The following is a 25,035-nucleotide window of genomic DNA, read 5'->3' as shown; positions in this document are numbered from 1 at the left end:
GCGCCACCATTCCACTATTGAACTAGTGAAAGGCTGAATCGCCGGTGATCGAGTACCGCATCGAGCGGCGCAGCGGCGTCTCCACCTACCAGCAGATCGTGCAGCAGACCAAGCAGGCCCTGCGGCTCGGACTGCTCCAGCCCGGAGACAAGCTGCCGACCGCCCGAGAGGTGGTCGAACTGACCGCGATCAACCCCAACACCGTGCTGAAGGCCTATCGCGAGCTCGAACGCGAAGGCCTGGTCGAACCCCGCCCGGGGCTCGGCACCTTCGTCCGGCGCTCGCTCGCCCGGCCGGAGGCGGCGGCGGACGGGCCGCTGCGGGCGGGCCTGGTCGGGTGGGTGGACCAGGCCCGGGAGGCCGGACTGGAGCGCGAGGACATCACCGCGCTGATGGCCTCCGTCCTGGAGCAGCGTTTCGACACCGGGGTCTCTGCTTCTGGGGCCTCCGACTCCGACGACGGGGTCTGAGGCTCCGACACCGGGGGCCGAAACCGGGGCTCCGACATCGGGGGGCCCGAAACCCCGACGCCGGGGCCTGCGGCGCCCCGGCAACACCGAACCGAGAACAGTGGGGGGACCGGGTGGACGACCCGACGACCACGGCGCCCGTGACGGCGCCGGCCCTGGAGGCCGAAGGCCTCGGCAGGAGGTACCGCGGCGGCTGGGCGCTGCGCGGCTGCGATGTCACCGTCCCGGCCGGGCGGATCTGCGGCGTGGTGGGCCCCAACGGCGCGGGCAAGAGCACCCTGCTCTCCCTCGCCGCCGGTCAACTCGCGCCCACCGAGGGCAGGGTGCGGGTGCTCGGCGCCACCGCCGGTGCGCCCGAGCTGCGCGCCCGGGTCGCCTACGTGCCGCAGGACAAGCCGCTCTACCCGGGCCTCACCGTCGCCGAGACGCTGCGGATGGGCCGCGAGCTCAACCCGGTGTGGGACGAGTCTGTGGCCCAACAGATCGCAGAGCAGGGCGAGTTGAACCCCAAGGCGCGGATCGGCTCGCTCTCCGGCGGCCAGCGCACCCGGGTCTGCCTCGCCCTCGCCCTCGGCAAGCTCCCCGACCTGCTGCTGCTCGACGAACCGATGGCCGACCTCGACCCGCTCGCCCGGCACCAGCTGATGGGCACGCTGATGTCGGTCGCCGCCGAGCGCGGCGCCGGCATCGTGCTGTCCTCGCACATCCTCCCCGAGCTGGACGGCGTCATCGACCACCTGCTCCTCGTCCAGCGCGGACGCGTCCGGCTGGCCGGTGACCTGGAGGAGATCCTCGACGGGCACCGACTGCTCACCGGGCCGGCCGCCCAGGGTTCCTCCCTGGCCGCCGAGACGGTGGTCGAGCAGCGCGTCAGCGGCCGCCGGGCCGTCGCCCTGGTCCGCACCGACGAGCCGGTGGACGGCGAATGGGAGAGCGAACGTCCGAGCCTGGAGGACCTGCTGCTCGGCTACCTCCGGGCCTCCGCCGACACCCCCGCCGACAACCCGAACCGCGTGAAGCCCGACCCGAACGGGGTGGCCGCATGAGCACCGACGTCCTGCCCGACCGGGCCCCCACCTCCGCTCCCGCCGACCGGCGGCCCGCCACCCCCGCCCTGCGCGGTCTCATCTGGCTGACGCTCCGTCAGAACCGCTTCCTGTTCTGGACCCTGGGCGTGCTGCTCGTCCTCGCGGTGGCGGACCTCGTCTGGATCCACGTCGCCCTCCGCCACATCATCGGCGTCCTGCGGCGGACCGGCTGCTACTACCCCGACTCCTGGTCCGACTCCGAGTGCTGGGCCCTCCTCGCACCGATCAACCGCCTCAACTTCTGGTACCTGGAGGTCCTCCAGCCCGCCGTCACCGTCCTCCCGCTGCTGATCGGCGTGTTCATCGGCGCCCCGCTGCTGGCCCAGGAGTACGAACGCGGCACCATCCGGCTGATCCGCGCCCAGTCCGTCAGCCCGGCCCGCTGGCTGGCCGTCCGCCTCGCCGTCCCCGGCCTCGCCGTCCTGGCCGTCAGCGGTGTGATCGCCGTCCTGATGACCTGGGTGTGGTGGACGGACATCGCACACGGTCCGGACGCCTTCGACCCGCCGTTCCAGTTCTTCACCTACCCGGCCATCGGCCTCGCCCCGGTCGCCTGGTCCCTGTTCGCGCTGGCCCTCGGCGTCCTGGTCGGCCAACTCGTCCGCCGCACCCTCCCCGCGATGTTCGCCACCGGTGCCCTCGTCGCCACCGCCCACGGCCTGGTCGTCTGGGCCCGCCCGCTCTTCTACCCGGTCGTGGAACAGGTGGCCCCCGTGGGCACCGCCCAGCCCACCAACGCCTGGCTCATCGACCAGGGCGTCGTCTTCCCCGACGGCACCCGCGTCACCACCGACTCCTGCGCCCTCAACACCACCTGCAACACGGCCAGCGCCTCCTGGCTCCGCTTCCACCCGGCCGCCCACCTCACTCCCATCCAACTCGTCGAAGCCGGCATCCTCCTGGCCCTTGCCGCGGCCCTCCTGATCGCCGTCTTCCGCCGCATTCGCGCCTGACGCGACGGTTGTCCGCGGCGTCGAAAACCGTCGCCGACAGTTCCTATTCCTCGTCAATCCCCCGGCACCGCCGGGGGATTTTCCATGCCCGAAACCGCCTGGTCGGGCGGTTCTTCAGGTGTTCGATGGCAGGAAATGCGTTCGCTTTCCGGTGCCGTTGAAATGGCCATCCGAATTTCCGTCGAGTGAAAGTCGGCCATCGGTCGGCGGGAATTCGGCCACTCTGGCCCGACCGGCTTCCGGTCCCCGAGGCCGCCCCCATGCTGGAACGTTCGTCACCGACTGAAGGGAGAATGGTGAGCGTTCCACGACGACATGCGGGTGACCCCGATGTCATCGGTCAGACCGCCGCGCTGGTCGGATTCCTGCGCGAGGTCGTGCAGAGCAGCCATCAGCGGCTCCGGGACACGCGTTCCTGGGGGCCGCTCTGGCTGGCCGACCTGCCGGCGAAGGTGCCCAGGCCGTCCGGGGACGACGACCGTCCGTTGTTGGTCCTGGACCACGTTCCGCAGGCCGCTGCGCCGGAACTGCCGCCGGTGCTGGAGGGGTGGGTCGACGAGCGGCTGTGCCAGGACGCCGATGCCGAGGACCCGCCGCTCGCGGAGGAGGGTCCGTACCGGACCGGGGAGCCGGCGGCGGGCGGAGCCGGCGGGTGGCAGGGCGACGAGGCGGTCGTCGCGCGGAAGGAGGCCGCGGAGGTCCTGCGGGCGTACGGGCCGTGGCTCGCGCGCTGGCGGATCTGGGCCGAGCGGGAGCGGTCCGAGCGGTCGCGGCGTCAGCTCTACGAGAAGGTCTACCACTGGCACCAGCAGTTGGCGCGGCAGGACGACCAGCAGGAACTCGTGCTCGCCGCAGGCCTGTTGAGCTGGCGGGAACCGAACGGCGGGGTGATCCACCGGCACGTGCTCTCGCGGCGGGTGGAGACCCACGTCGATCGGCGGACCGCGCAGATCACCGTACGCCTCACGGAGAGCGGAGCGGTCCGGCTGGAGGACCGGGACTTCCTGGACGCGGACGACGGCTGGGTGCCGGAGCGTGCGGCGGCGTTCAACGAGGAGCTCTCCGCGCTGCCCTTCCACCTGTTGAGCGAGGAGGCGCTGGAGTGCCTCTCGCAGTGGCTGGACCTGGTCCTGCCCAGGCCGGTGGCGTTCAGCACCAACTGGCGTCCGCCGGCGGGACCGGATGAGGGCGCCAGGCTGACCTTCGCGCCCGCCCTGCTGAAGCGGCCCAGGGACCGCAATGAGGTGTTGAGGTTCTACGACCGCATCGCGGAGAGCGTGGTGTCCGAACGCCGGGCCCCGCTCGGGCTGGCGCAGTTGGTGATGTCGCTGAACCCCGAGGACCGGCAGAACTGGGGCGGGCGGCAGGCGCCGGCGCTCTTCGGCGACGAGCCGCTGTTCCCCGGCAAGACCAACGCCCAGCAGCGCTCCGTACTCCAGCGGTTGCAGCGGGACACCGGCGTGGTGGTGCAGGGCCCGCCCGGCACCGGAAAGACGCACACCATCGCCAACCTGGTGTCCGCGCTCCTGGCCCAGGGCCAGCGGGTGCTCGTGACCAGCGCCAAGGACCAGCCGCTGACCGTGCTCCGGGACAAACTCCCGCCGGCTGTCAGGGACTTGTGCGTGTTGCTGCTCAGTACCACCAGCCAGGACGGTGCCAGCGAACTGGAACGCACCATCAACGCGCTGAGCGATCGGGTGGCGGCGGGCGACACCGACCAGCTGCGGGACGAGATCCAGCGGCTGACCCAGCGCCGGTACGAGGTGCGCAGCCGGATCAAGCTGCTGACCGAGCAGGTGGTCTCGCTGCGGGAAGCGGAGGTCTACCAGCACCCGGAGGTCGCACCGGGCTACTCGGGGACGCTCGCCGCGATCGTGCGGAAGGTGCAGGACGAGGCGGTGCGGCTGGGCTGGATCGGCAGGCTGCCGAACCGGGCGCCGGAGGCACCGCCGCTCTCGCCCGTCCAGGCGGAGGAACTGCTCGCGCTGCTGCGGGACGGCGCCGGGCAGTGGACGGAGTCCGGGGTGTTCCCGGCGGCGGAGACGCTGCCGACGTCCGGCCAGGTCGCGGCGGCCCTCGCGGTGAGCCAGTTGAGCGTCAACGGTCTCTCACCGGCGGCGATCGAGGTGCGCAACGTCCTGGCCGCCCTGGAGACCTCCACCACGGACCGGCTGACCGAGCTGCTGGGCTCCGGCCGAAACCGACTGCACCGTCTGGGTGTTCACCGGGAGGCCGCGCGCTGGGGCGACGAGGGCTGGGTGGAGCGCGCGCTGACGGACCGGCTGGCCCGGCGCCACCCCGATCTCTGGCAGCGTGTCGCCGACGTCGCGCGCGTGCTCCCCGAGGTGGCCGAGGGCCTCGACCGGGTCGGTCTGCGCACGGTGGTCCTCCCGGACCTCCTGGTCCCCGAGCGCGCCCGCCGGATGGCGGCCACGATCCCGGCCCTGATGGAGCAGCTGTCGGCGGGCCGCAGGCTGCGGACCCGGTTCGCGTTCAGGGCGCAGCGGGAGGCCGAGGAACTCCTCGGCAGTTGCACGGTGGACGGCAAGGTGCCGGCCTCCGCCGACGATCTCGGCGCCGTGCTGGCCCATCTGCACGCGCACGCGGCCCTCGCCGCCGTGGCGGCCCGCTGGGAGCAGGTGGGTGCGGCAGTGCCGGAAGCGCCGCTGGAGGTGCGACTGGCCTCGCTGTCCGAGCGCTACCGACACCTCGCGGAGGTCGATGAATTCGGCCGGATCCGTGAGCAGGTCGACGAGCTCCTGGTCCACCACGGGGTCTACCTCGACCTCACCCGGCCGCAGGCGTGGCAGGACTTCGCCGAGGCCGTCGCGGCCCTGGCCGGCCGGCAGCGCGCGGAGGAGGCCTCGGAGCGGCTCGGCCGATGGGACCGGCTCCTGCGCGGCGGGGAGGACGGCGTGGCCGCGCCGGTCGAGGCGCTCGCCATGGCGCAGGCCCTGCGCGACCGCGACGTCGACCGGTACACCAAGGAGCTCGAAGCGCTCGCGGCAGCGCAGCAACGGGACCAACGGCGGCGCCGCTGCGTGGAGTTGCTCGACGGCCTGCGCGGCGCGTCGCCCGCGCTCGCCGGCAGGCTCGAAGCGGAGGCCGAGGACCCGGCCTGGGACGAGCGGCTCGCCCGGCTCCGGGAGGCCTGGGCCTGGGCGAAGGCGTCCGAGTTCATCGACGACGAACGCGCGCCCGGCCGGGAGCAGCGCCTCGACGGCGAACTCACCGAACACGAGGCGAAGTTGGAGGAGCTCACGGGAGACCTGGCCGCCGCACACGGCCGGCTGCACTGCCTGGTGCGGATGACCCAGGAGCAGCGCTCGGCACTCCAGGCCTACCGCACGCACATGGCGTCGTACGGCAAGGGCAAGGGCAAGAGCGCCTCCCACTTCAAGGCGGCCGCCCACAGCGCGATGCAGGTCGCCCAGGGAGCGGTGCCGGCCTGGGTGATGCCCATCGCGCGGGTGGCGGAGATGATCAAGCCCAGGCAGGACGCCTTCGACGTGGTGATCGTCGACGAGGCCAGTCAGGCCGGCATGGACGCGCTGTTCCTGCTCTGGCTCGCGCCGAGGATCATCGTGGTCGGCGACGACAAGCAGTGCACGCCACCGGTCACCGGGCTGGGCCGCACCCAGCAGATCCAGGACCGGCTGTCCGCGCACCTGCCGGAAGTCCCCGCCCACCTGCGCCAGTTGTACATGCCGCACTCCAACCTGTACCAGCTGCTGTCGACGTTCTTCCCGTCCACCATCCGCCTGCAGGAGCACTTCCGCTGCATGCCCGAGATCATCGGCTGGTCCTCGGAGACCTTCTACACCCCGCCGGGCCTCATCCCGCTGCGGCAGTACGGCGGTGAACGGCTCGACCCGCTGCTGACGCACTACGTCGAGGGCGGGGTCACCGAGGGACGCGACGGACGGATCCGCAACCCGAAGGAAGCGGAGGCGATCGTGGACTGCCTCGCCGAGCTGGCCGCGGACCCGGCGTACGAGCACAAGACCATGGGCGTGATCGTGCTCCAGGGCTTCGGCCAGGTCAAACTGCTGGAGCAGCTGATCGAACAGCGCCTGCCGGCCCCGGTCCGGGAGCGCCACCGCATCCGGGTGGGAACCCCGGCCCAGTTCCAGGGCGACGAGCGGCACGTCATCCTGCTGTCGATGGTGGTCGACCGGGTGCGGAAGATCGCCGGCGGCATGCGCAGCGAGCAGCAGGCCTACAACGTGGCGGCCAGCCGCGCCCAGGACCAGATGCGGCTCTTCTACTCGGTGCCGCCGGACCAGCTCAAACCCGGGGACCTGCGGCTCAACCTCCTGGGCTACATGCAGAATCCGCCGGCCGCACTGGCGGAGGCGGCCGACCTCGGCGCCGTGCTGCCCGACGTCCGGCGCCCGCCCTTCGACTCCCTCTTCGAACAGCAGGTCTACCTGCGGCTCAAGGAGCGCGGCTACCACGTGGTGCCCCAGTACCCGGCGGGCAGCAAGCGCATCGACCTGGTGGTGATCGGCGCGCGCGGCCGCCTGGGCGTGGAGTGCGACGGCGACTACTACCACTCGACCCTCGACCAGATCCGGCACGACCAGCAGCGCGACCGTGAACTCCAGCGGGTCGGCTGGCGGTTCTGGCGCATCCGGGAGAGCGAGTTCAGGTTCGACCCGGACGAGGCCCTGGCGGGCCTGTGGGAGGAACTCGACCGGCAGGGCATCCGCCCGGCGAACTACTCCCGGCCCTCCCCGCCGCCGGGGGACACGCGGCCGTGGACGCCACTGGAACTGCCGGAGGGCGACGAACTGCCCGACGAAGGCGCGGAGAACCACGAGCCGCCGGGGCAACAGGGCCCCGACGACGGGGACGGTGCCGAATCTGCCCCCGCCCCTGACACCGATTCGACCGGAGGAACGGCATGACCCAGACGCACAGCCGGCAGGACGACCGCACGCTGGACGAGAACACCCTGGAGGAACTCGCCCGCGTCGTCGCGGGCGACGACGACCTCCTCTACCGCCGCGGCTTCGAGATCGCGGCCTTCCTCAAGCGGGCCGGCTGGCAGGAGGTGCCCGAGTACGACGGCCAGTACCGCAGGGAGTGGGCCGCCGAACTGCTGATGGCCCGGCGCGACCAGCCCGGGGAGATCGAGAAGGTGCTGCTCAGGCTGGCCGATCCGCGTGAGTACCTCGAGGAGCCCGGCCTGCTCACCGAGGTCGTGGCGGCGGTCAACACCTTCCTCATCCACGAGGGGTGCCGGCTGGAGAACCCCGGCGGCAGCCCCCGGCTGGTGTCGTGCGACCCGGCGCTGGCGCACCCGACGCACTACGGCTCCGCCGAGCTGAAGGTCGTCATGGCGGACCTCATCGCCGACGAGGCCATGGCGGAACTGCTCCAGTGGCGTCTGGACGAGGCCCGCACCTGCTACGCCAACGGCGCCCACGTCGCGGCGATCATCATGCTCGGCTCGTTGATGGAGGGCGTGCTGGTCCAGACCGTCGTGGAACGGGACCCCTCCCTTCTGGGCCGCAAGTCGGAGGACCGCATCAACCTCCACGATCTGATCGTGGCGTGTCACGGGGTCGGGTGGATCGGCGCGGACATCGAGAAGTTCAGCCACGAGCTGCGCGAGTACCGGAACTTCGTCCACCCCAAGGCCGAGGCTCGCGAGAGCCACCGGCCGGACCGCGACACCCTGGCCATCTGCTGGCAGGTGGTCAACGCGGCCCTGAACGACCTCGCCGACACGCACCCCGGCCGTGCCCGGTAGCAGTGCCGGCGCAGGGCACACGCGTCGCGGTCGGAGTGGTCCGAGGAGTCGTGGGACTTCAGGAAGCGGCGGCGGCCGGTCTCGCTGAAGCAGGACGGGGCGGTCGCGGCGATTCGGGTTCCGCGGTGACGCCCGAGCCGTAGGTGCGGGGGCCGGCGGCTTCGGTGGAGGGGGTTGGTGTCCACCGGGGCCGCCGGTCGGTCGTGGGCCAGGACGGCGGGGAGTGGTGGGTGGGATCATGGTGCGCGTCCTGGGTGTGCGGAGTGAGGCGGGGGTCGGGTGGTGGGGGAGCGGCGGCGGGGTGGGCGGCGGGCCGGGGAGGTCCTTGCCGAGGCGGAGGAGTTGCGGGCGGCGGCCGGGGCGGTGGTGGCGGACCACCGGGGGGCCGTGGAGCAGGTGCGGGTGGCGTACGTCGGGGTGCGGGACCGGCTGGTGCGGGAGGAGTTGGGGGCCATCCCGGTGGCGCGGCTCCGGGACGTGACGGAGGGGCGGCTGCGGGTCGGGGCGCTGGAGGCGGCCGGGCTGGGGACGGTGCGGCAGGTGGTGGAGGCCTCCGGCTACACGCTGCGGCTGATCCCGGGGGTCGGGGCGCAGACGGCGGCGCAGGCGCTGGCCGCGGCCGGGCAGATCGCCCGGGCGGTCGAGCAGACGGTGGCGGTGCGGCTGGACGTCGAGCGGCAGGACGCGATGAGCTCCGCGCTGGTCGTGGCGCTCCAGCGGCTGGTGGCCGCGGGGCCGGAGGCGCGGCGGGCCCGGGAGACCGCGGAGCGGGTCCTGGCCGAGGTCGAGCCGCTGGTGGCGGCCGCGGGGCCGGCCCGGGGGGTGCTGCGCGGGCTGTTCGCCGGGCGGGAGCGGCGGGCGCAGGCGCAGGCGGCGGTCGAGTCCCTGGCGGAGGCGCTGGTCGGGTTCGGGGCGCGGGAGGTCCCGGTGCTGTTCGCCCAGGCCTCGGTCGACCTGCTGCGTCCGCCGCTCGACCCGGTCGAGGCGTGGACGGACTTCGAGCTCCGCTCGGCCGACTACTACGGCGTGCTCGGCGGGATCGTCGAGGAGGCCGGGGTCGAACTCGCCGCCGCCGAGGGGTTCCTGCCGGAGGACCTGTCGGACCGGGTGCGGGCCGAGCCGCTGGACGACGCCCACTGCCGGGTCTCGCTGCGCGGCTACCAGGCGTTCGGGGCGCGGTTCGCGCTCGCCCAGCGGCGGGTGATCATCGGGGACGAGATGGGCCTCGGCAAGACGGTGCAGGCGATCGCCGTGCTGGCGCACCTGCGGGCCCGGGGGAGCACCCACTTCCTGGTGGTCTGCCCGGCCAGCGTCCTGATCAACTGGATCCGGGAGGTCGAGTCGCGCAGCACCCTGCGGGCGTTCCGGGTGCACGGACCGGAGCGGGAGGCGGCGCTCGCCGAGTGGCTCCGGGACGGCGGGGTCGCGGTGGTGACCTTCGACGGGCTGCGCCGCCTGGAGGCGTCGGAGGTGGCGGAGTCGGCCGCGGTCGGGATGGTCGTGGTGGACGAGGCGCACTTCGTCAAGAACCGTGCCGCGCAGCGCTCCCGGGCGGTGGCCGCCTGGGCGGAGCGGGTGGAGCGGGTGCTGTTCCTCACCGGGACGCCCATGGAGAACCGGGTGGAGGAGTTCCGCACCCTGGTGGAGTACCTCCAGCCCGCGCTGGTGCCGCTGGTCCGGCAGGGTTCGGCGGCCGCCGGGCCGGCGGCCTTCCGCAAGGCCGTCGCCCCGGCCTACCTGCGCCGCAACCAGCAGGACGTGCTCACCGAGCTGCCCGAGGTGGTGCACGTGGACGAGTGGGAGGAGTTCTCGCCCGCCGACCTCGCCGCCTACCGGTCGGCCGTCGCGGCGGGCAACTTCCCGGCGATGCGCAGGGCCGGTTACGCGGACCCGGTGGAGTCGGCCAAGCTGAAGCGGCTGCTGGAGATCGTCCGGGAGGCGGCGGACGGCGGGCTGAAGGTGGTGGTCTTCTCGTTCTTCCGGGACGTCCTGGCAGCCGTCCAAACCGCCCTGGACCAGCGGGCGTTCGGGCCGATCGACGGCTCGCTGGAGTCGGCGCGGCGGCAGGACGTGGTGGACGGCTTCAGCGCCGCGCCCGGGCACGCGGTGCTGCTCTGCCAGATCCAGGCCGGGGGCGTGGGCCTGAACATCCAGGCGGCCTCGGTGGTGATCCTGTGCGAGCCGCAGGTCAAACCGACCCTGGAGGAGCAGGCGGTGGCCCGCTCGCGCCGGATGGGGCAGGTCCGCCGGGTACGGGTGCACCGGCTGCTCGCCGCGGACAGCGTCGACCAGCGGGTGCTGGACCTGCTGCGGGCGAAGGGCCGGCTGTTCGACGAGTACGCGCGGCGCAGCGAGGTGGCGGAGTCGACGCCGGAGGCGGTGGACGTGTCGGAGCAGTCGCTGGCGGCGCTGATCGTCGAGGAGGAGCAGCTGCGGCTGGCGGCCGCCGAGGGCTGAACACGTCAATCGGCGAGCGTGCGCAGGTAGGTGAGGACGGCACGGACCCGGCGGTGGCCGGTGTCGGGGGTGGGCATGCCGAGCTTGCCGAAGATGCTGCCGATGTGCTTGTTCACCGAGCTCTCGGAGAGGAAGAGGAGCCGGGCGATGGTCGGGTTGTTGTGGCCCTCGGCCATCAGGGCGAGCACCTCGCGCTCGCGCGGGGTGAGGGCGGCCAGCGGGTCGGGGCCGGTGCGGTGGGCCATCAGCTGGGAGATGACCTCCGGGTCCATCGCGGTGCCGCCCTCGGCGACCCGCCGCAGCGCCTGGAGGAACTCCTCGGCGCGGCCGACCCGGTCCTTGAGGAGGTAGCCGACGCCGGTGGCGCTGTCGGCGAGCAGCTCGGCGGCGTAGGCGCGTTCGACGTACTGGGAGAGGATCAGGACGGGTAGCGCGGGCAGTCGGCGGCGGGCCTCGACGGCGGCGCGCAGGCCCTCGTCGCGGAAGTCCGGGGGCAGCCGGACGTCGACCACGGCGACGTCGGGGCGGTGGTCGAGCAGGGCGGGCAGCAGGTCGTCGCCGTGCTCGACGGTCGCGCACACCTCGTGTCCCTCGCTGTGCAGCAGCAGGACCAGGCCCTCGCGGAGCAGGGCGTTGTCCTCGGCGATCAGGATCCGCACGGGATCTCCACTTCCAGGATGGTCGGGCCCCCGGGCGGGCTGGACAGGCGGGTGGTGCCGTCGAACGCGGCGGCCCGGCGGCGCAGGCCGGGCAGCCCGCTTCCGGCGCCCTCGACGGCGCCGCCCCGGCCGTCGTCCTCGACCCGGACGGCGATGGCGGCGGTGGTGATCCGCAGCCGGACCAGGGCGCCGCGGGCGCCGCTGTGCCGGGCGACGTTGGCGAGCGCCTCGGAGACCACGAAGTAGGCCGCGGCCTCGGCGGCGGCCGGTGCGCGCGGCGGCGGCGGGTCGGCGGAATGGCCCACGGGAGCATCGGAGTTGTGCAGCTCGACCCGGGTCGGTACGGCGCAGCGGGCGGCGAGCGACCGTACGGCCTCGGCCAGGCCGCGGTCGGCGAGCAGCGGCGGGTGGATGCCGCGCACCAGGGTGCGCAGCGACTCCAGGGCCTGTTCGGCGACGAGTTGGGTGGAGTCCACCAACGCGGCGGCCTGCTCGGGGCGTTGGTCGAGCGCGCGGCGGATCATGCCGAGCCGGAGCGAGACGGCCACCAGGTTGGCCTGGGCGCCGTCGTGCAAGTCCCGTTCGATCCGGCGCAGTTCGGCGGCGTGGGCGTCCAGCGCCTCGGACCGGCTGGTGGTCAGCTCCCGGACGCGGTGGGCGAGCGAGACGCGGGGCCGGGCGACCAGCAGCCGGCCGGAGGCCCGGGCGTGCAGGTCGGCGAGCGGCGGCAGCGCGACCAGGGCGACGGCGGCGTAGCCGATGCCGCCCAGCGCCGCGGCGGCGGCCATCGGCCAGGAGTCGACGGTCAGCAGGATGATCTTCCCGCGCTCATCCGGCAGCAGCTGCCACCACACCGGCGCCGTCAGCCAGTTGAAGGCGTGGCTGCACAGGGTGAGGGCGCCGGCGCACAGGGCCGTCCCGGCCGTGCCGTGGGCGAGCAGCCAGAGCAGGTCCTTGCCGACGGCCGGGTCGCGTAGGGACAGCCGGTCGCCGTACGGCGTGCGCAGCCGCTCGCCGCCGAGCCGGGCGCCGACCCGGCGTCGGTGGAAGTCGGCGGAGCGGCGCAGCAGTCGCAGGGCCGGCGGGAGGAGCGGCAGGCCCACGCCGACCAGGCAGAGGGCGAGGACGACGAGCAGCAGGCAGAGCCCGACCAGCGCGGCCAGACCGGTGCCGAGGCAGAGCAGGAGGTAGCGGGCGGCGGCGGGGAAGCGGCGTGCCGCGGACCGGGCGAAGGCGCGCGGGCCCGGGCGGCCCGGGTGGACGGTCGGCCGGGCCGTGGACCCGTCAATCCTCGGCGTCCGCACGACTGTTCAGTGCCTCCGAGCCCCGAGCCGACTTTTCGATCACCCTAGCACCGGCCCCGGGACCGCCCTGGAATCGCTCCGCAGGCCGCCCCGAGGGCGAAGGCCCTTCCGCCGCCACGCGGGGCGCCTCCACAATGGGCGGATCGATCGCGGAAGTGGGGGACCGGGATGGAGTGGCTGCTGGGGATCGGTGGAGCCCTGCTGCTCGGCGTGGTGACCAATCTGGTGTACGACTTCGCCAAGTTCGGCGGGTCCCGGCTCGGCTCCCGGGTGCCGGTGCCGCGGGTCCGGCGGGCGAGCCTGACGGCGGCGGCCCGGGCGCACGACGTGCGGGCGGACGGGCTGGCGCCGCTGATCACCTGGTCCGCGGCCCGGCCGCTGGTGCCGGGCACGCTGGTGACGGCGCACCGCGGGCGGGTGGAGCGCCCGCACGCGCTGGACGCGGCCGGGTGGGCCGAGGAGGTGGCGCGCCAGCGGGCGGCCGGTGCGGCGGGCCGGACGGCGTACATCTCGCGGCTGACGGTCGATCACGGCGAGCACGGCGGCGCGCGGGTCTGCGAGGTGGACATCGCCGAGAGCGACTACGCGGAGTGCATGGCCACCACCCGGCTGGGCCGGGAGGACCCGGCGGCGGCCCGGCTGCTGCGCGCGGCCCTGGACGAGGGACTGACGAGCTTCGTGGCCGTCGCCCCGCCCACGATGGTCAGCGCCTGCGTCGCGGTGCGGGACCGGCTGGGCCGGCTGCTGCTGCTCCGCCGCTCGCTGGCGGTCAACACCTTCCCGGCGCAGTGGACGGTCGGGATCAACGAGACGATGAAGTACCGCGACGAGCCCGGCGCCGCCGAGGACTTCTACGGGCTGGTCCGGCGGGCGCTGGAGGAGGAGCTGGGGCTGCTACCGGACGACGTCGGGTCGACCGTGATCACCTGGCTGGGCTGGAGCGAGCCGGCCTCCTGCTACACACTGGTGGCCACCGTCCGGTCCCGGCTCGACGCGGCCGGGATCGACCGCCGCCGCGAGGCCTGCCACAGCACCTTCGAGCACGACATGGCCGTCTGGGTGCCCTTCACCCGCCGTACGGTCTCCGAGCTGGTCGAGGGCGGCACCTGCCCGGACGGCTCGCGGCGCTGGTCGTACCTCGCGCCGCTGGTCGCCTGGGAGGCCTGGCGGGCGGCGCGGCAGGAGCGGGCGTAGGCCGGAACGCCCGTTCCCGAGAACGCCCGTTCCCGAGAACGGGCATTCCCGGGAGCGGGCGTTCCGCATGCGGAACGAGCGTTCTCGGGGCGGCCGCGGTCAGCCGACGGCGGCCCGCCAGTCCGCCGGACCGCTCGCCGGGAGGTGCCCGGGCAGGCCCGGCGTCCAGCGCTTCGAGCCGTCCGGCAGGACGGCCAGGGCCTCGATGCCGGGTCGGCGGGCGGCCCAGGCGAGGGCGCGGTCCGGGCCCATGGCGAAGGCGGCGGTGGCCCAGGCGTCGGTGCGGGCGATGCCGGTGCCCGGGGCGCCGACCAGGGTGAGCGAGGCCAGGCCGCGGGCCGGGCGGCCGGTGTGCGGGTCGAGGATGTGCGCGCCGCGCTCGGCGGTGCCGGAGGTGGCCACGGCGAGGTCGTGACCGGCGAGGACGGCGGCCAGCAGCCCCGGCTGCCGGGGGTCGGCGATGCCGATCCGCCACGGGCCGCCGGCGGTCTGCACGTCCCCGCCGCCGCTGACGCAGTACTGCCGGGCCCCGGAGGAGCGCAGCAGGCCGGCCGCCTGCTCGACCGCCCACCCCTTGACCCAGCCGCTCGGGTCCAGTCGCCCGCCCGGCCGCTCGCTGAAGTGGCCGTCCGTCTCGGCGGCCACGTCGCGGCAGGCCGCCAGCACGGCGCGGACCTCCGGATCGCAGTCGTCCAGGGCGAGTTCGCCCCGGTCGAGGCGGCTGATGTCGCTGTCCGGCCGGTAGGTGGAGAACACCGCGTCGATCCGGTGCAGCCGTTCGGCGATCCGCTCCAGCGCGGCGGCGGTGCCGGGGCCGGGGTCGCGGACGGCGATCGAGAAGACGGTGCCCATCACGGGCTCGGCGTGGCGCAGCACGGGGCGCCTCAGCCCTTGGCCCGGTCGAGGGCGCTCTGCAGGGAGCGGACGTAGCCGTCGCTGGTGTACGTCGCGCCGCTGACCACGTCGATGGCGGCGCTCTGCGCGGATAGCGCCTCCTGGTTGAGCACGGGCAGTGCGGAGCTGTTGATCTCGCGGTCGCGGCGCTCGGAGTTCGGGTACTTGACCACGTCGACGGCGGTGATCCGGCTGCCGGCCAGGGTGACCTGCACCTGGACCGGCCCGTACCGGGTGTTGACGGTGTCGCCGCTGACCTTCCGGGTGGCGCCCGTGGCCGCGGCGGAGGCGGAAGAGGAGGGTGCTGGGGCCTCCGACGGCTGCGAGACATCGGAACCGGAACCGGTACCCGCCCCCGAGCCGATCACCGGGGCGGGCCCGGCCGCCTCGTGCGGCTTGAGGGACAGCAGCAGCACCACCCCGGCCGCGGTGGCGGCGCTGGTGACGACGGCTCGGCGCATGGAAATCAACGCTCCTCAGGTGCTTGGCGAGCCGGACGGGCTCAGCGGGCGAACGGACTCGGCGGACGGGCTCCGCGAGCGGACGGGCTCAGAACGAAAAGCTCTCGTGGTGGATGCGCCCCCGCGGTACCCCCGCGGCCCGCAGCGCGCGCACGGCCTCCTCGGCCATCGCCTCCGGGCCGCACAGGTAGACCTCGTGCTCGGCGAGGTCCGGGACCAGCCGGGCCAGCGCGGCCCCGAGGTCGCCGAGCTGCTCGCGCGAGCCGAGCAGCTCGTGCACCGCCGCACCGCGCCGCCGGGCGACATCGGCCAGTTCCGCCCGGAACAGCACGTCCTGCGGCCGCCGGGCCCGTTGGACCAGGGTCAGCTCGCCCGGCAGCGTCTCGAACAGGGCGCGCAGCGGGGTGATCCCCACCCCGGCGCCGAGCAGCAGCACCCGGCGCTGCCGCAGCCGCCGCCCGGTGAACGCCCCGTACGGGCCCTCGGCGCGCACCCTGGTCCCCGGGCGCAGGGCGGCCACGGCGGCGCTGTGCCCGCCGAGGTCCTTGACCGTGAAGCGCAGGAAGCTCGGGTGGGGCGGCGCGGACAGCGAGTACGGGTTGGCGGCCCAGCGCAGCCCGGGGGCCTGGAACTGGAGCCGGAAGAACTGGCCCGGCTCGGCGCGGAGTCCGTCCAGCCGCCGCCCGGTCAGGAAGAGCGACACCACGCCGGGGCCCTCCGGCCGTACCTCGGCGACGGTCAGGCCGTGCCGCCGGTCGAGCAGCCACGGCCGCAGCAGCCGGAACCAGCCGAGCAGCGCCGCCGTCCCGAAGTAGAGCGCGTACCAGGCGGCCCGGCCGGGGCCGCCGCCCAGGTCGGCGCCGGTGGCGAGTTGGTGGGAGAAGGCCAGCGCCACCGCGAGGTAGGTCGCCAGGTGCAGGTAGTACCAGGTCTCGTACGGGAGGCGGCGTCGCGCGATCCGGGCGGAGACGGCGCCGGTGCCGAGCAGCAGCAGGGTGCCCAGGGCGGCCTTGACCATCTCGGGGTAGTGGAAGACGATCTCCAGGCCCTCGCCGACCACCCCGCGCCCGTCGGTCAGCGCGTAGCCCCAGACGACCGTCAGCACGTGCACCGAGACCAGGGCCACCATCCACCGCCCGCCGAAGGCGTGCCAGCGCGCCAGCCGGTCCGCCCCGACCCCGCGCTCCACCGGCGGCAGCCGGGCCATCAGCAGGAGCAGCACCGGCGCGGCGTAGCCGGCCAGCAGTCCGGTGATCCGGCCGGCGCCGGTCAGCCAGCCGGCCGCGCCGACCACCGCCGGGGTGCCCGTCCACCACAGCGCGAGCACGCCGAGCGCGCCCACGGCGACCAGGCCGAGCGCCGCGCGCGGGTCGAGGGCGAACGGTGGTCGCGGCGCCGCCCGGTGCCTCGGGCGGTCGGGTGCCGGCCGGGGCCCGGGCCGCGACGTCGGTGCGGCGGCAGTGCTCATCGGGAACCTCCTCAGCGCCCGGCGGCGAGGACCGCCGGGCCGCCCACGATCGCAGCGCAAGCTCTGAGCCGGCTCTGAGTCGGCCGGCCTGCGGGACCCGCTGTGAAGGCATTCATGCAGGTCAATGGCAGTGTGATGGCCTACGAACCACTTTCCGGGGTCTCAGCGCTTTCTCATCGGGGCGGGCCAGGATGAGCACCGCGCAGCACGAGACCGAGGGAGCCCCCATGGACGAGACCGCCGGCCGCCCGGACTGGCGGGTCCTGGTCGTCGACGACGAACCGGACCTGGTCGAGGTGGTGTGCGGGGCCGTCCGCTACGAGGGCTGGCAGGCGCGCGGCGCGACCACCGGCCTGGCCGCCGTCGAGGCCGCCGCGGCCTGGCGGCCGCACGCCGTGGTGCTGGACGTGATGCTGCCCGACCTCGACGGCCTGGAGGTGCTGCGCCGCATCCACGCCGGGCAGCCCGAGGCGCGGGTGCTCTTCCTCACCGCCCGGGACGCCGTCGAGGAGCGGATCGCCGGCATCGCGGCCGGCGGCGACGACTACGTGACCAAGCCGTTCAGCCTGGCCGAGGTGGTGGTCCGACTGCGCGGCCTGCTGCGCCGGGCCGCCCCGCCCGCCGTGCCCGGGCAGCCGCCCCCGCACGCCCTGGTGCTCGGCGACCTGGTGCTGGACGACCGGGCCCGCGAGGTCACCCGGGGCGGGGAGACGGTCGAGCTCAGCCCCACCGAGTACGCGCTGCTCGCCCACCTGATGCGCCACCCCCGGCAGGTGCTCAGCAAGGCGCAGATCCTGGACGCCGTCTGGTCGTACGACTTCGGCGGGCAGGCGCACATCGTGGAGCTGTACATCAGCTATCTGCGCAAGAAGGTGGACGCCGGGCGCAGTCCGATGATCCACACGGTGCGCGGCGCGGGCTACCTGATCAAGGCCGCGACGTGAGCGGCGCGCAGGCCCGCGACGCGAAGCGCCTGGGGTCCCGCGTCGCCCGGCTGGTGCCCCGCACCCTGCGGGCCCGGCTGATCGCCGGACTGCTGGTGCTGCTCGTCGTCACCTGCGCCGCCGTCGGCCTCGCCACCACCGCCGCGCTGCGCCACTTCCTGGTCGACCGGCTGGACCAGCAGCTCACCGAGTCCGGCGGACGCTACGCCGCGAGCCTGGAGCACACCGCCCAGGGCGCCGGCCCCGACACCCGGGCCCAGACCCCCGGCACCCTCGGCGTACGGCTGCTCGGCGGCCGGGTCACCGCCGCGGGCGTGGTCGACGGGGACGCCGACGACGTGGACAGCCCCGGCGACGAGGACGACCGGGTCGCCTTCACCCCCGACCAGCAGCACGCGCTGGCCGCCCTGCCCGTCGACGGCCCCGCCCGCACCCTCGACCTCGGCCGGGCCCTGGGCCGCTACCGGGTCCGCGCGGTCACCGGGCGGGACGGCGACGTGCTGGTCAGCGGCCTGCCGCTGCGCCCGGCCGAGGACACCGTCGAGCGGCTGGCGACCCTGGAACTCACCGTGTTCGCGATCTCCGTCGCCGCGGCCGGCGCCGCCGGGGCCGCCTGGGTCGGCGTCTCGCTGCGCCCGCTGCGGCGGGTGGTGGGCATGGCCGAGCGGGTCAGCGCGCTGCCGCTCGCCAGCGGCGAGGTGATGCTCGCCGAGCGCGTGCCCGACGACGACCCGCGCACCGAGGTCGGCCGGGTCGGCGCCGCGCTCAACCGGATGCTCGGGCACGTCGGCGGCGCACTCGCGCGCCGCCACGCGGTGGAGGAGCGGCTGCGCGGCTTCGCCGCCGACGCCAGCCACGAGCTGCGCACCCCGGTCGCGGCGGTCCGCGGCCACGCCGAGCTGGCGCTGCGCCACCCCGGGCCGGTGCCGCCCGAGGTGCGGCGCTCACTGGAGCGGATCGACGCCGAGGCGCTGCGGATGGGGGCGATCGTCGAGGACCTGCTGCTGCTCGCCCGGCTGGACGCGGGCCGCCCGCTGGCCGAGGAGGAGGTGGACCTGACCCGGACCGCCCTCGACGCGGTGGCCGACGCCCGTGCCGCCGGACCGGAGCACCGCTGGCGGCTCGTCCTGCCCGAGGAGCCGGTGCTGGTGCGCGGGGACGGGCACCGGCTGAGCCAGGTGGTGGCCAACCTGCTGGCCAACGCCCGGAGCCACACCCCGCCCGGCACCGAGGTCGAGCTGCGGCTCGAACGGGCGGACGGCCAGGTCGAGTTGAGCGTCACGGACGACGGCCCGGGGATCGCGCCGGAGCTGGCCGAGCGGGTCTTCGAGCGCTTCGTCCGGGGCGACCGGGCCCGCTCCCGGGCCACCGGCTCGACCGGGCTCGGCCTGGCGATCGTCCGGGCCGTGGTCGGGGCACACGGCGGCACGGTGACGGTGGCGAGCCGGCCCGGCCGTACGGAGTTCACCGTCCGGCTGCCGTGACGGTCGCCCTGGCAGTGGTGGGGACCGCGGTGGGTGCGGCAGCCGTCCGGAAGCGCTGCCGGTAGTCGGTCGGCGTCGTCCCGAGGCGGCGGCGGAAGGCGCGCACCAGGGTGTCGACGGTGCCGAACCCGCAGGCGGTCGCGATGCGTTCGAGCGTCGCGTCGGTGGACTCCAGCCGGTGGCGGGCCAGTTCGACCCGGGCCGACTCGACGTAGGCGCTCGGGGTGGTGCCCAGCTCCGTCTTGAAGATCCGGGTCAACTGCCGTTCGCTGACGTGGGCGTGGGCCGCGAGGTCCGGGACGGTGAGCCGTCCGGAGAGGTTGCGCAGGATGTGGTGGCGCAGCTCCTCGATCCGCCGGGTGGTCGACACGGGTTCCAGTGGGACGCTGAACTGGCTCTGGCCGCTGGGGCGTTTGAGGTACATGACGAGCTGGCGGGCGACCCGCAGGGCCAGCTCCTCGCCGAAGTCCTCGGCGACCAGGGCGAGCGACAGGTCCAGGCAGGCGCTGATGCCCGCGCCCGTCCAGACCTCGCCCTCGCGGATGAAGATCGGGTCCGGGTCGACCTCGATCTCCGGGTGCTCCTCGGCGAGTTGGCCGGCCGTGGACCAGTGGGTGGTGGCGCGCCGCCCGTCCAGCAGCCCGGCGGCGGCGAGCAGGTGCGCGCCGACGCAGACGCTCGCCACCCGGCGCGAGCGGGCGGCCAGGGTGCGGACCCGGTCGACCACCGCCGGGTCGGTGAGCGCGCGGACCCGGCGGCGCTCGTCCACCTCGACCGAGCCGGGCACCAGCAGGGTGTCGATCCGGCTCCGGGCGGCCTCGTCGAAGGTGAGGTCGGGCAGGATGCGCACGCCCGCCGAGGTGGTGACCGGCGCCGCCGTCTCGGCGGCGAGGACGACCCGGTAGCCGGTCGCGTCGTCGGTCTCCCGGCGGACCAGGGAGAACACCTCGGGCGGGCCGGTCACGTCGAGCAGGTCGACGCCCTCGAACAGCACGATGACGATCAGCCGTTGCGCAGCCGGTGCGGGCACTGCCTGCTCCCCTCGTTCCCCGGGGCGCTCTTCCCCGTCGATGTCGGAATCTGCATGTTAGGCGACATTGCCGACACCCGAGCGCCGCCCGTAGCGTTCTCGAAGCCGGCCGCACCAGGTGTGACCTGCGAGATCCCCGACTCCCGACCGTGAAGGCGGCACCCCATGCCCACGACGACCCTGCGCACCCTCAACGGCCTCGACGAGCAGCCCGCCGCGCTCGGCGACGCGACCCTGATCATGATCGACTACCAGAACACCTACGTGCGCGGCGTGATGGAACTGGAGGGCTGGCAGGATGCGCTCGACGCCGGTGCCGACCTGCTCGCCCGGGCCCGGGACGCCGGCGCCCCCGTGATCCACGTGATCAACGACGGCGGCGAGGGCACCCCGTACGACATCCGGGCCGAGATCGGGCGGATCCACCCGAGCGTGGCCCCGGCCGAGGGCGAGCGGGTGGTGGTCAAGCAGGCCCCGGACGCCTTCGTCGGCACCGAGCTGGGCGAACTGCTCGACGCCGCCGGCCGCCGGGACATTGTCGTCGCCGGGTTCATGACCCACATGTGCGTGGCCTTCACGACGGCCGGCGCCTTCCTGCGGGGCAACCGCCCGACCGTCGTGGCCGCCGCCTGCGCCACCCGCCCGCTGGAGTCGGCGGGCACCGGGCTGACGGCCGCCCAGGTCCACCGCGCGGCGCTGGCGACGATCGGCGACCTGTACGGCGTGGTGGTGGAGACCCCGGCCGACCTCGGCTGAGGCCGGACCGGACCGGACCGGACCGTGCGCGGAGCCGGGGCCGACGGCCGGGGTCCGCTCGGATCGCCACCGATCCGCCGCCGCCTCGTTGACCAGACGGTGCACGGCGAACAGCGGTGCACGGCGCGCGGTGGCGGAGAGGGGTGGGGAACGGGCATGGCGGCGAACGGGGCGGCAGCGGTGGGCGGTCCGCCGGAGCTGGCGGAGTCGTACCGGCTCTGCGAGCGGGAGGTGGCCGCCCACCAGGCCCCGCTGCGGGCGATCAGCGACACGCTGCCGCCCGAGGTGCGGCCGTACTTCCACGCCGTCAACGGCTTCGCCTCCCGGTCCGACCGGATCGCCGACGACGCCGCTGCCGACTCCGACTCCTACGGTGACGAGGACACCCAGGGCGCCGCCGACCCCGCCGAGCGCGAGCGCCGGTTCGCCCGCTGGCGGGCCGACACCCTGGCCGACCTCGTGGCCGGCCGCAGCGACCACCCGCTGCGCCGGGCCTTCGTCGACACCGTGCGGCGCTGGGAGCTGGACCGGGCGCTGGTCGAGGAGTTCCTGGACGCCACCCGGGCCGACGGCGCCCGCCCGCCCGCCTTCGAGACCCACGCGGACCAGCGCCGCCACCTGCGGGGCGTCGCGGGGACGGTCACCGAGCTGTGGGCCCCGCTGCTGGGCGCGCGGGGCCCGCGGGCGGCGGGCGCGCTGTCCGCGCTGGGGGAGGCCTGCCAGCTGGCGGACATCCTGGAGGACCTCCCGCTCGACCTCGCGGCCGGCCGCTGCTACCTGCCGCAGGACGACCTGCGCCGACTCGGCCTGACCGTCGCCGACTTCGGCCGGGACAAGAGTCAGGACGACCGCCGACCCGACCGCCGACCCGATCGCCGCACCGCCCTGGACGAGCTGGTCGAGAGCCAGCAGAGGCACCTGCACCGCCTGCTGGAGCAGGCCCTGCCCGCCACCTGGCTCGCCGCCCCCGGCTGCCGCCCGTTCCTGCACACCCTGCTGCTCGGCGCCCAGCTCCAGTACGACGAAGTGACCCTGCTGCGCTCACGCGTCCTGACCGAGGGCCTCACCCCGCTGAGCTCCGACGGCACCACGCCCCACCGTCGCGCCCGGCCCGCGCCTCCCGAGGGCGCGCCCGCCCACGTCGCCGTGATCATGGACGGTAACCGCCGCTGGGCCGAGGCCCGTCGGCTGCCCGCCCAGTACGGCCACCGGGCCGGGCAGCGGGCCGCGCTGCGCCTGGTCAACGCGGCGCTGCGGCTGGGCATCCGCCACCTGAGCCTGTACGCGTTCTCCACCGAGAACTGGGACCGCCCGCCCGAGGAACTGACCGCGCTGTTCGACTCGCTGGCCGACGGCCTCACCCGCAGTGCGGAGGGCCTGCACGCGCTCGGCGTACGGATCCGCTGGTGCGGCCGGCGGGACCGGGTGGACGAGTCGCTCGCCTCCTCGATCGCGCTGGTGGAGAGCCTGACGTCGAACAACGGCACGCTGACCCTGACGGTCTGCGTGGACTACGGCGGACGGGAGGAACTGGCCGCCGCGGCACGGAGCCTGGCCGCCGAGGCGGTGGCGGGCCGGATCAGCCCGGAGGCGATCGGCCCGGCCGACCTCGCCCGGCACCTGTACGCACCGGACCTCCCGGACGTGGACCTGCTGATCCGCACCTCCGGGGAGCAGCGGATCAGCAACTTCCTGCCCTGGCAGCTCGCCTACGCCGAGCTGCTGTTCGACCCCACGCCGTGGCCGGACTACGACCTGGCCCGGCTGCGCGGGGCGGTCCGGGCGTACGCGGTGCGCGAGCGGCGCTTCGGCGGCGGCGTGCCCGCCCAGTCCCGGACGCCCCGCCGAGACCGGCCCGCTACGGCTTCTGCTCCTGGGCGGCCGGAGGAGGGGTGTACGTCCCCTGGGCCGTGACGTAGGCCAGCACCGTGTCCACGGTGACCGGGTGCGCGCCGAAGTTGGCGGTGTACGCGTCCACCGCCTCCTGGGTGGGGCGCAGCGGCACCCCGCTGAGCCGGACCTTCATCGGCTTCCCGGCCGGCACCGGATCGGCCGTCAGCTTGCCCTCGGTGAGGCCGCAGCGGAAGGCCGAGCGGTGCCCCATCTCCGCCCCGCTCACCTCGCACCGGCCCGAGCCCAGGCCGTCCTTGATCGCACCGGACAGGTTGACCACCCGGTAGTCGCCCTTGGAGGTGCGGACGGAGACCCCGCCGTCCAGCGCCCCGTCGCCGTGCGCCTTCGGCGGGTTGGCGAGGGACGGGTCGCCCACGGCGGAGCGGATCGGCAGGTGGACCGCCGGGCCCCGTTGGTCCAGCACCATGCGCGCCGGGGCGACGACGTCCACCATCGCGTGGAAGCGGTCCAGCTGGGCCTGTGCCTCCGGGGTCCAGCGCACCTCCACCCAGCCGTCGGAGAGCGTGCCCAGACTCCCGGTGCGGTCGGTGCCGCCGTCAACGGCACCGGCCGCCGTCCCGGTGAGCCACCCCAGTAGCGGGGCGCCCAGCGCCGCGCCCAGCAGCGAACGCCGCGTCGTGCCCATCGTCCCGAACCGTCCTTCCCTGGCCGCCCGGTACGGCCCCGGAAGCGATCATCCGTCCACCGACCGTCTCCGGGGCCGAGGCGGGGGACGAAACCACTCGTGCGGGGGGAGCGGGGAGCGGGCCGGGGTGGTTCGTCCAGGCGCGGAAGCCCCCCGGGACGGCCGCCCGCCGGGTGCCCGCCGGGTGTCCGGTCCGGCTCTCGGGCCTCCCGCCCGAGAGCCCTGAATCCGGGCCGGCCGACAGCCCGATGCCCGCCGGACGGCGGCCCGCCCGGCCATGGATTCGGTTCTCGCCGAACGGTCTTGCGGCGGTGCCGCATCCGGGCGACGATCGCGACCGTGCTGCGAATCTTCTTCGGTACGGACGACCTGGAGCGGCTCCGGGTGGCGGAGCGCCCCGACATGTCGATGGAGCTCTCCCTGAGCGTGCACGCCCTGGTCAGCGGGGTGCGCGACCCGCGTTTCCGGGCCTGGCGCGAGCAGCTGCGGGCCTCCTGGAACCCGCGCACCGCGCTGCTCTTCGACCTCTACACCCCCACGGCGATCCCGGAGTTCCTCGCGGTGCGGCGCGACCCGGGCGCCACCGAGAGCGCCACCGCCCAGGCGCCCGAGGCGCCGCTGCGCGACCACCTGCGCTCGGTCGGCGGGGAGCGGCAGTTGAGCGCCTTCGCCCGGGGCGTCGCGGCCGGCGACCGCCGGGCCCGCAGGCTGCTGGGCAACGTCACCGCCGACTACCAGACCCGGGCGATCGACCCGTACCGGCGGCAGATCGAGACCATCGTCACCACCGAGCACGGGCGCCGGCGCCGGATCGCCGAGCCGGACCGGGTGCTCGGCTCGCTGCACCCGACGGTGTCCTGGCGCCGCCCGGTGCTGAGCTTCCCGCTGGCCGGCGGATGCCGGCACGACGTGCGCCTGGACGGCCGGGGGCTGCTGCTCCAGCCGTGCGTGTTCGGCCCCCGCCGGCCCGTCATCGCCCGTTTCGAGGACCCGGCCCAGCAGCCGGTGCTCCTGTACCCCGCCCGGATCGGTGGTCCCTTGCGCGCCGAGCCCGAGCCGACCCCCAGCCGCACCCTGACCGCGCTGCTCGGGCAGACCAGGGCCGCCGCCCTGGAGGCCATCGCGGCCCACGGGCCCTGCTCCACCAAGGACCTGGCGGGTCATCTCGACATCTCCACCGCCTCCGCGAGCGAGCACGCCACCGTCCTGGCCGACTCCGGGCTGACCACCAAGGACCGCACCGGCCGCTCCGTCACCCACCGCCCCACCGCGCTCGGCCACGCCCTGCTGGCCGGCCGCGTCCCGGCCCCGGACCCCGAGGACGACCCGGCCTGACCCCGCCTCCGCCACGCCCGGGGCCCTTCTCCGCCACACCCTGACCCCGCCTCCGCCACGCCCGGGGCCCGCGCTCGCGCAGCGCGGGCCCCGGGCGTTCGCGCACCCCGTCCACCCCTCCGACCCCCGAGTTGAACACGTTCAAAGTCGTGCGCCATGATGAGGACGCGCGAGAACACCCCGCCGCGGCCCGCGGTGAAGGGCGGTCCCGTGCTGCCCCGTCACGCTCCGAACCCCCCTA

General features: G+C 74.8%; 19 protein-coding genes. 12 read left to right on the top strand and 7 right to left on the bottom strand.

Features of this window, described 5'->3' with window-relative positions; all coding sequences use genetic code 11:
- Positions 1 to 44 precede the first annotated feature (44 nt).
- The 6 genes from ACFCY1_RS22525 to ACFCY1_RS22500 all read left to right on the top strand — a co-directional run bounded on the left by ACFCY1_RS22525 (position 45) and on the right by ACFCY1_RS22500 (position 10,726).
- Complete coding sequence (locus ACFCY1_RS22525) at positions 45 to 470, top strand: GntR family transcriptional regulator (RefSeq protein WP_049651617.1); 426 nt, start codon at positions 45 to 47, stop codon at positions 468 to 470.
- Positions 471 to 583: 113 nt separating this feature from the next.
- Positions 584 to 1,516 carry an ABC transporter ATP-binding protein gene (locus ACFCY1_RS22520; protein ID WP_375875758.1) on the top strand — a complete coding sequence of 311 codons (933 nt, stop codon included), beginning with the start codon at positions 584 to 586 and terminating at the stop codon, positions 1,514 to 1,516.
- Positions 1,513 to 2,511 carry a hypothetical protein gene (locus ACFCY1_RS22515; protein ID WP_375875757.1) on the top strand — a complete coding sequence of 333 codons (999 nt, stop codon included), beginning with the start codon at positions 1,513 to 1,515 and terminating at the stop codon, positions 2,509 to 2,511. Before ACFCY1_RS22520 ends, ACFCY1_RS22515 begins: the two co-directional genes overlap by 4 nt.
- Positions 2,512 to 2,804: 293 nt before the next feature.
- Entirely contained in the window at positions 2,805 to 7,421 is a 4,617-nt protein-coding gene (locus ACFCY1_RS22510; RefSeq protein WP_375875756.1) for an AAA domain-containing protein, read from the top strand.
- Entirely contained in the window at positions 7,418 to 8,269 is an 852-nt protein-coding gene (locus tag ACFCY1_RS22505) for a hypothetical protein (protein ID WP_375875755.1), read from the top strand. Before ACFCY1_RS22510 ends, ACFCY1_RS22505 begins: the two co-directional genes overlap by 4 nt.
- Positions 8,270 to 8,548: 279 nt before the next feature.
- Positions 8,549 to 10,726: a DEAD/DEAH box helicase gene (locus tag ACFCY1_RS22500; protein ID WP_375875754.1), complete on the top strand. Its 2,178-nt coding sequence runs from the start codon at positions 8,549 to 8,551 to the stop codon at positions 10,724 to 10,726.
- Positions 10,727 to 10,731: 5 nt separating this feature from the next.
- Here ACFCY1_RS22500 and ACFCY1_RS22495 read toward each other — a convergent pair whose 3' ends face one another.
- Together ACFCY1_RS22495 and ACFCY1_RS22490 are read right to left on the bottom strand one after the other, a co-directional pair.
- Positions 10,732 to 11,385 carry a response regulator gene (locus ACFCY1_RS22495; protein ID WP_375875753.1) on the bottom strand — a complete coding sequence of 218 codons (654 nt, stop codon included), beginning with the start codon at positions 11,383 to 11,385 and terminating at the stop codon, positions 10,732 to 10,734.
- Positions 11,373 to 12,689 carry a sensor domain-containing protein gene (locus ACFCY1_RS22490; protein WP_375875752.1) on the bottom strand — a complete coding sequence of 439 codons (1,317 nt, stop codon included), beginning with the start codon at positions 12,687 to 12,689 and terminating at the stop codon, positions 11,373 to 11,375. The genes ACFCY1_RS22495 and ACFCY1_RS22490 overlap by 13 nt, the downstream gene beginning before the upstream one ends.
- Positions 12,690 to 12,857: 168 nt before the next feature.
- On the opposite strand from ACFCY1_RS22490, the gene ACFCY1_RS22485 reads away from it, so the two are divergent.
- Positions 12,858 to 13,883 carry a hypothetical protein gene (locus ACFCY1_RS22485; RefSeq protein ID WP_375875751.1) on the top strand — a complete coding sequence of 342 codons (1,026 nt, stop codon included), beginning with the start codon at positions 12,858 to 12,860 and terminating at the stop codon, positions 13,881 to 13,883.
- A gap of 99 nt (positions 13,884 to 13,982) precedes the next feature.
- On the opposite strand, the gene ACFCY1_RS22480 is transcribed toward ACFCY1_RS22485, so the two are convergent.
- The 3 genes from ACFCY1_RS22480 to ACFCY1_RS22470 all read right to left on the bottom strand — a co-directional run bounded on the left by ACFCY1_RS22480 (position 13,983) and on the right by ACFCY1_RS22470 (position 16,706).
- Complete coding sequence (locus tag ACFCY1_RS22480; protein ID WP_375875767.1) at positions 13,983 to 14,735, bottom strand: FAD:protein FMN transferase; 753 nt, start codon at positions 14,733 to 14,735, stop codon at positions 13,983 to 13,985.
- 32 nt (positions 14,736 to 14,767) lie between these two features.
- The gene (locus ACFCY1_RS22475) at positions 14,768 to 15,238 is read right to left on the bottom strand and encodes an FMN-binding protein (RefSeq protein WP_375875750.1); all 471 of its coding nucleotides are present in this window, start codon (positions 15,236 to 15,238) and stop codon (positions 14,768 to 14,770) included.
- A gap of 88 nt (positions 15,239 to 15,326) precedes the next feature.
- Positions 15,327 to 16,706 (bottom strand): ferric reductase-like transmembrane domain-containing protein, encoded by a 1,380-nt coding sequence (locus ACFCY1_RS22470; protein ID WP_375875749.1) that lies wholly within the window; start codon positions 16,704 to 16,706, stop codon positions 15,327 to 15,329.
- 227 nt (positions 16,707 to 16,933) lie between these two features.
- Here ACFCY1_RS22470 and ACFCY1_RS22465 point away from each other — a divergent pair, with 227 nt between their 5' ends.
- Both ACFCY1_RS22465 and ACFCY1_RS22460 read left to right on the top strand, forming a co-directional pair.
- Complete coding sequence (locus ACFCY1_RS22465) at positions 16,934 to 17,650, top strand: response regulator transcription factor (RefSeq protein ID WP_375875748.1); 717 nt, start codon at positions 16,934 to 16,936, stop codon at positions 17,648 to 17,650.
- Positions 17,647 to 19,134 (top strand): sensor histidine kinase, encoded by a 1,488-nt coding sequence (locus tag ACFCY1_RS22460; RefSeq protein WP_375875747.1) that lies wholly within the window; start codon positions 17,647 to 17,649, stop codon positions 19,132 to 19,134. Before ACFCY1_RS22465 ends, ACFCY1_RS22460 begins: the two co-directional genes overlap by 4 nt.
- On the opposite strand, the gene ACFCY1_RS22455 is transcribed toward ACFCY1_RS22460, so the two are convergent.
- Entirely contained in the window at positions 19,115 to 20,164 is a 1,050-nt protein-coding gene (locus ACFCY1_RS22455) for a GlxA family transcriptional regulator (protein WP_375875746.1), read from the bottom strand. The genes ACFCY1_RS22460 and ACFCY1_RS22455 overlap by 20 nt on opposite strands.
- 165 nt (positions 20,165 to 20,329) lie before the next feature.
- Here ACFCY1_RS22455 and ACFCY1_RS22450 point away from each other — a divergent pair, with 165 nt between their 5' ends.
- Together ACFCY1_RS22450 and uppS are read left to right on the top strand one after the other, a co-directional pair.
- Positions 20,330 to 20,920, top strand: coding sequence for a cysteine hydrolase family protein (locus ACFCY1_RS22450; RefSeq protein ID WP_375875745.1), 591 nt, complete (start codon positions 20,330 to 20,332; stop codon positions 20,918 to 20,920).
- Positions 20,921 to 21,076: 156 nt separating this feature from the next.
- Positions 21,077 to 22,834 carry a polyprenyl diphosphate synthase gene (gene uppS / locus ACFCY1_RS22445; protein ID WP_375875744.1) on the top strand — a complete coding sequence of 586 codons (1,758 nt, stop codon included), beginning with the start codon at positions 21,077 to 21,079 and terminating at the stop codon, positions 22,832 to 22,834.
- Here the strand turns inward: uppS and ACFCY1_RS22440 are convergent.
- A complete protein-coding gene (locus ACFCY1_RS22440; RefSeq protein WP_181970893.1) occupies positions 22,779 to 23,459 on the bottom strand; it encodes a hypothetical protein in 681 nt (226 codons plus the stop codon). The genes uppS and ACFCY1_RS22440 overlap by 56 nt on opposite strands.
- Before the next feature lie 339 nt (positions 23,460 to 23,798).
- Between ACFCY1_RS22440 and ACFCY1_RS22435 the strand changes: the two genes are divergently transcribed.
- Positions 23,799 to 24,794 carry a hypothetical protein gene (locus tag ACFCY1_RS22435; protein ID WP_375875743.1) on the top strand — a complete coding sequence of 332 codons (996 nt, stop codon included), beginning with the start codon at positions 23,799 to 23,801 and terminating at the stop codon, positions 24,792 to 24,794.
- The last annotated feature ends 241 nt before the right edge of the window (positions 24,795 to 25,035 follow it).

It is taken from the genome of Kitasatospora sp. NPDC056273 (genome assembly GCF_042268845.1).
Classification (GTDB): Bacteria; Actinomycetota; Actinomycetes; order Streptomycetales; family Streptomycetaceae; genus Kitasatospora.
This window is presented reverse-complemented; position numbering and strand designations above follow the sequence as displayed.

Excerpts from the sequence above, each read along its gene's own strand:
- ACFCY1_RS22515 (WP_375875757.1), top strand. The coding sequence starts at position 1,513 with ATGAGCACCGACGTCCTGCCCGACCGGGCCCCCACCTCCGCTCCCGCC.
- ACFCY1_RS22510 (WP_375875756.1), top strand. The coding sequence starts at position 2,805 with ATGGTGAGCGTTCCACGACGACATGCGGGTGACCCCGATGTCATCGGT.
- ACFCY1_RS22505 (WP_375875755.1), top strand. The coding sequence starts at position 7,418 with ATGACCCAGACGCACAGCCGGCAGGACGACCGCACGCTGGACGAGAAC.
- ACFCY1_RS22485 (WP_375875751.1), top strand. The coding sequence starts at position 12,858 with ATGGAGTGGCTGCTGGGGATCGGTGGAGCCCTGCTGCTCGGCGTGGTG.
- ACFCY1_RS22480 (WP_375875767.1), bottom strand. The coding sequence starts at position 14,735 with ATGGGCACCGTCTTCTCGATCGCCGTCCGCGACCCCGGCCCCGGCACC.
- ACFCY1_RS22475 (WP_375875750.1), bottom strand. The coding sequence starts at position 15,238 with ATGCGCCGAGCCGTCGTCACCAGCGCCGCCACCGCGGCCGGGGTGGTG.
- ACFCY1_RS22470 (WP_375875749.1), bottom strand. The coding sequence starts at position 16,706 with ATGAGCACTGCCGCCGCACCGACGTCGCGGCCCGGGCCCCGGCCGGCA.
- ACFCY1_RS22465 (WP_375875748.1), top strand. The coding sequence starts at position 16,934 with ATGGACGAGACCGCCGGCCGCCCGGACTGGCGGGTCCTGGTCGTCGAC.
- ACFCY1_RS22450 (WP_375875745.1), top strand. The coding sequence starts at position 20,330 with ATGCCCACGACGACCCTGCGCACCCTCAACGGCCTCGACGAGCAGCCC.
- uppS (WP_375875744.1), top strand. The coding sequence starts at position 21,077 with ATGGCGGCGAACGGGGCGGCAGCGGTGGGCGGTCCGCCGGAGCTGGCG.
- ACFCY1_RS22440 (WP_181970893.1), bottom strand. The coding sequence starts at position 23,459 with ATGGGCACGACGCGGCGTTCGCTGCTGGGCGCGGCGCTGGGCGCCCCG.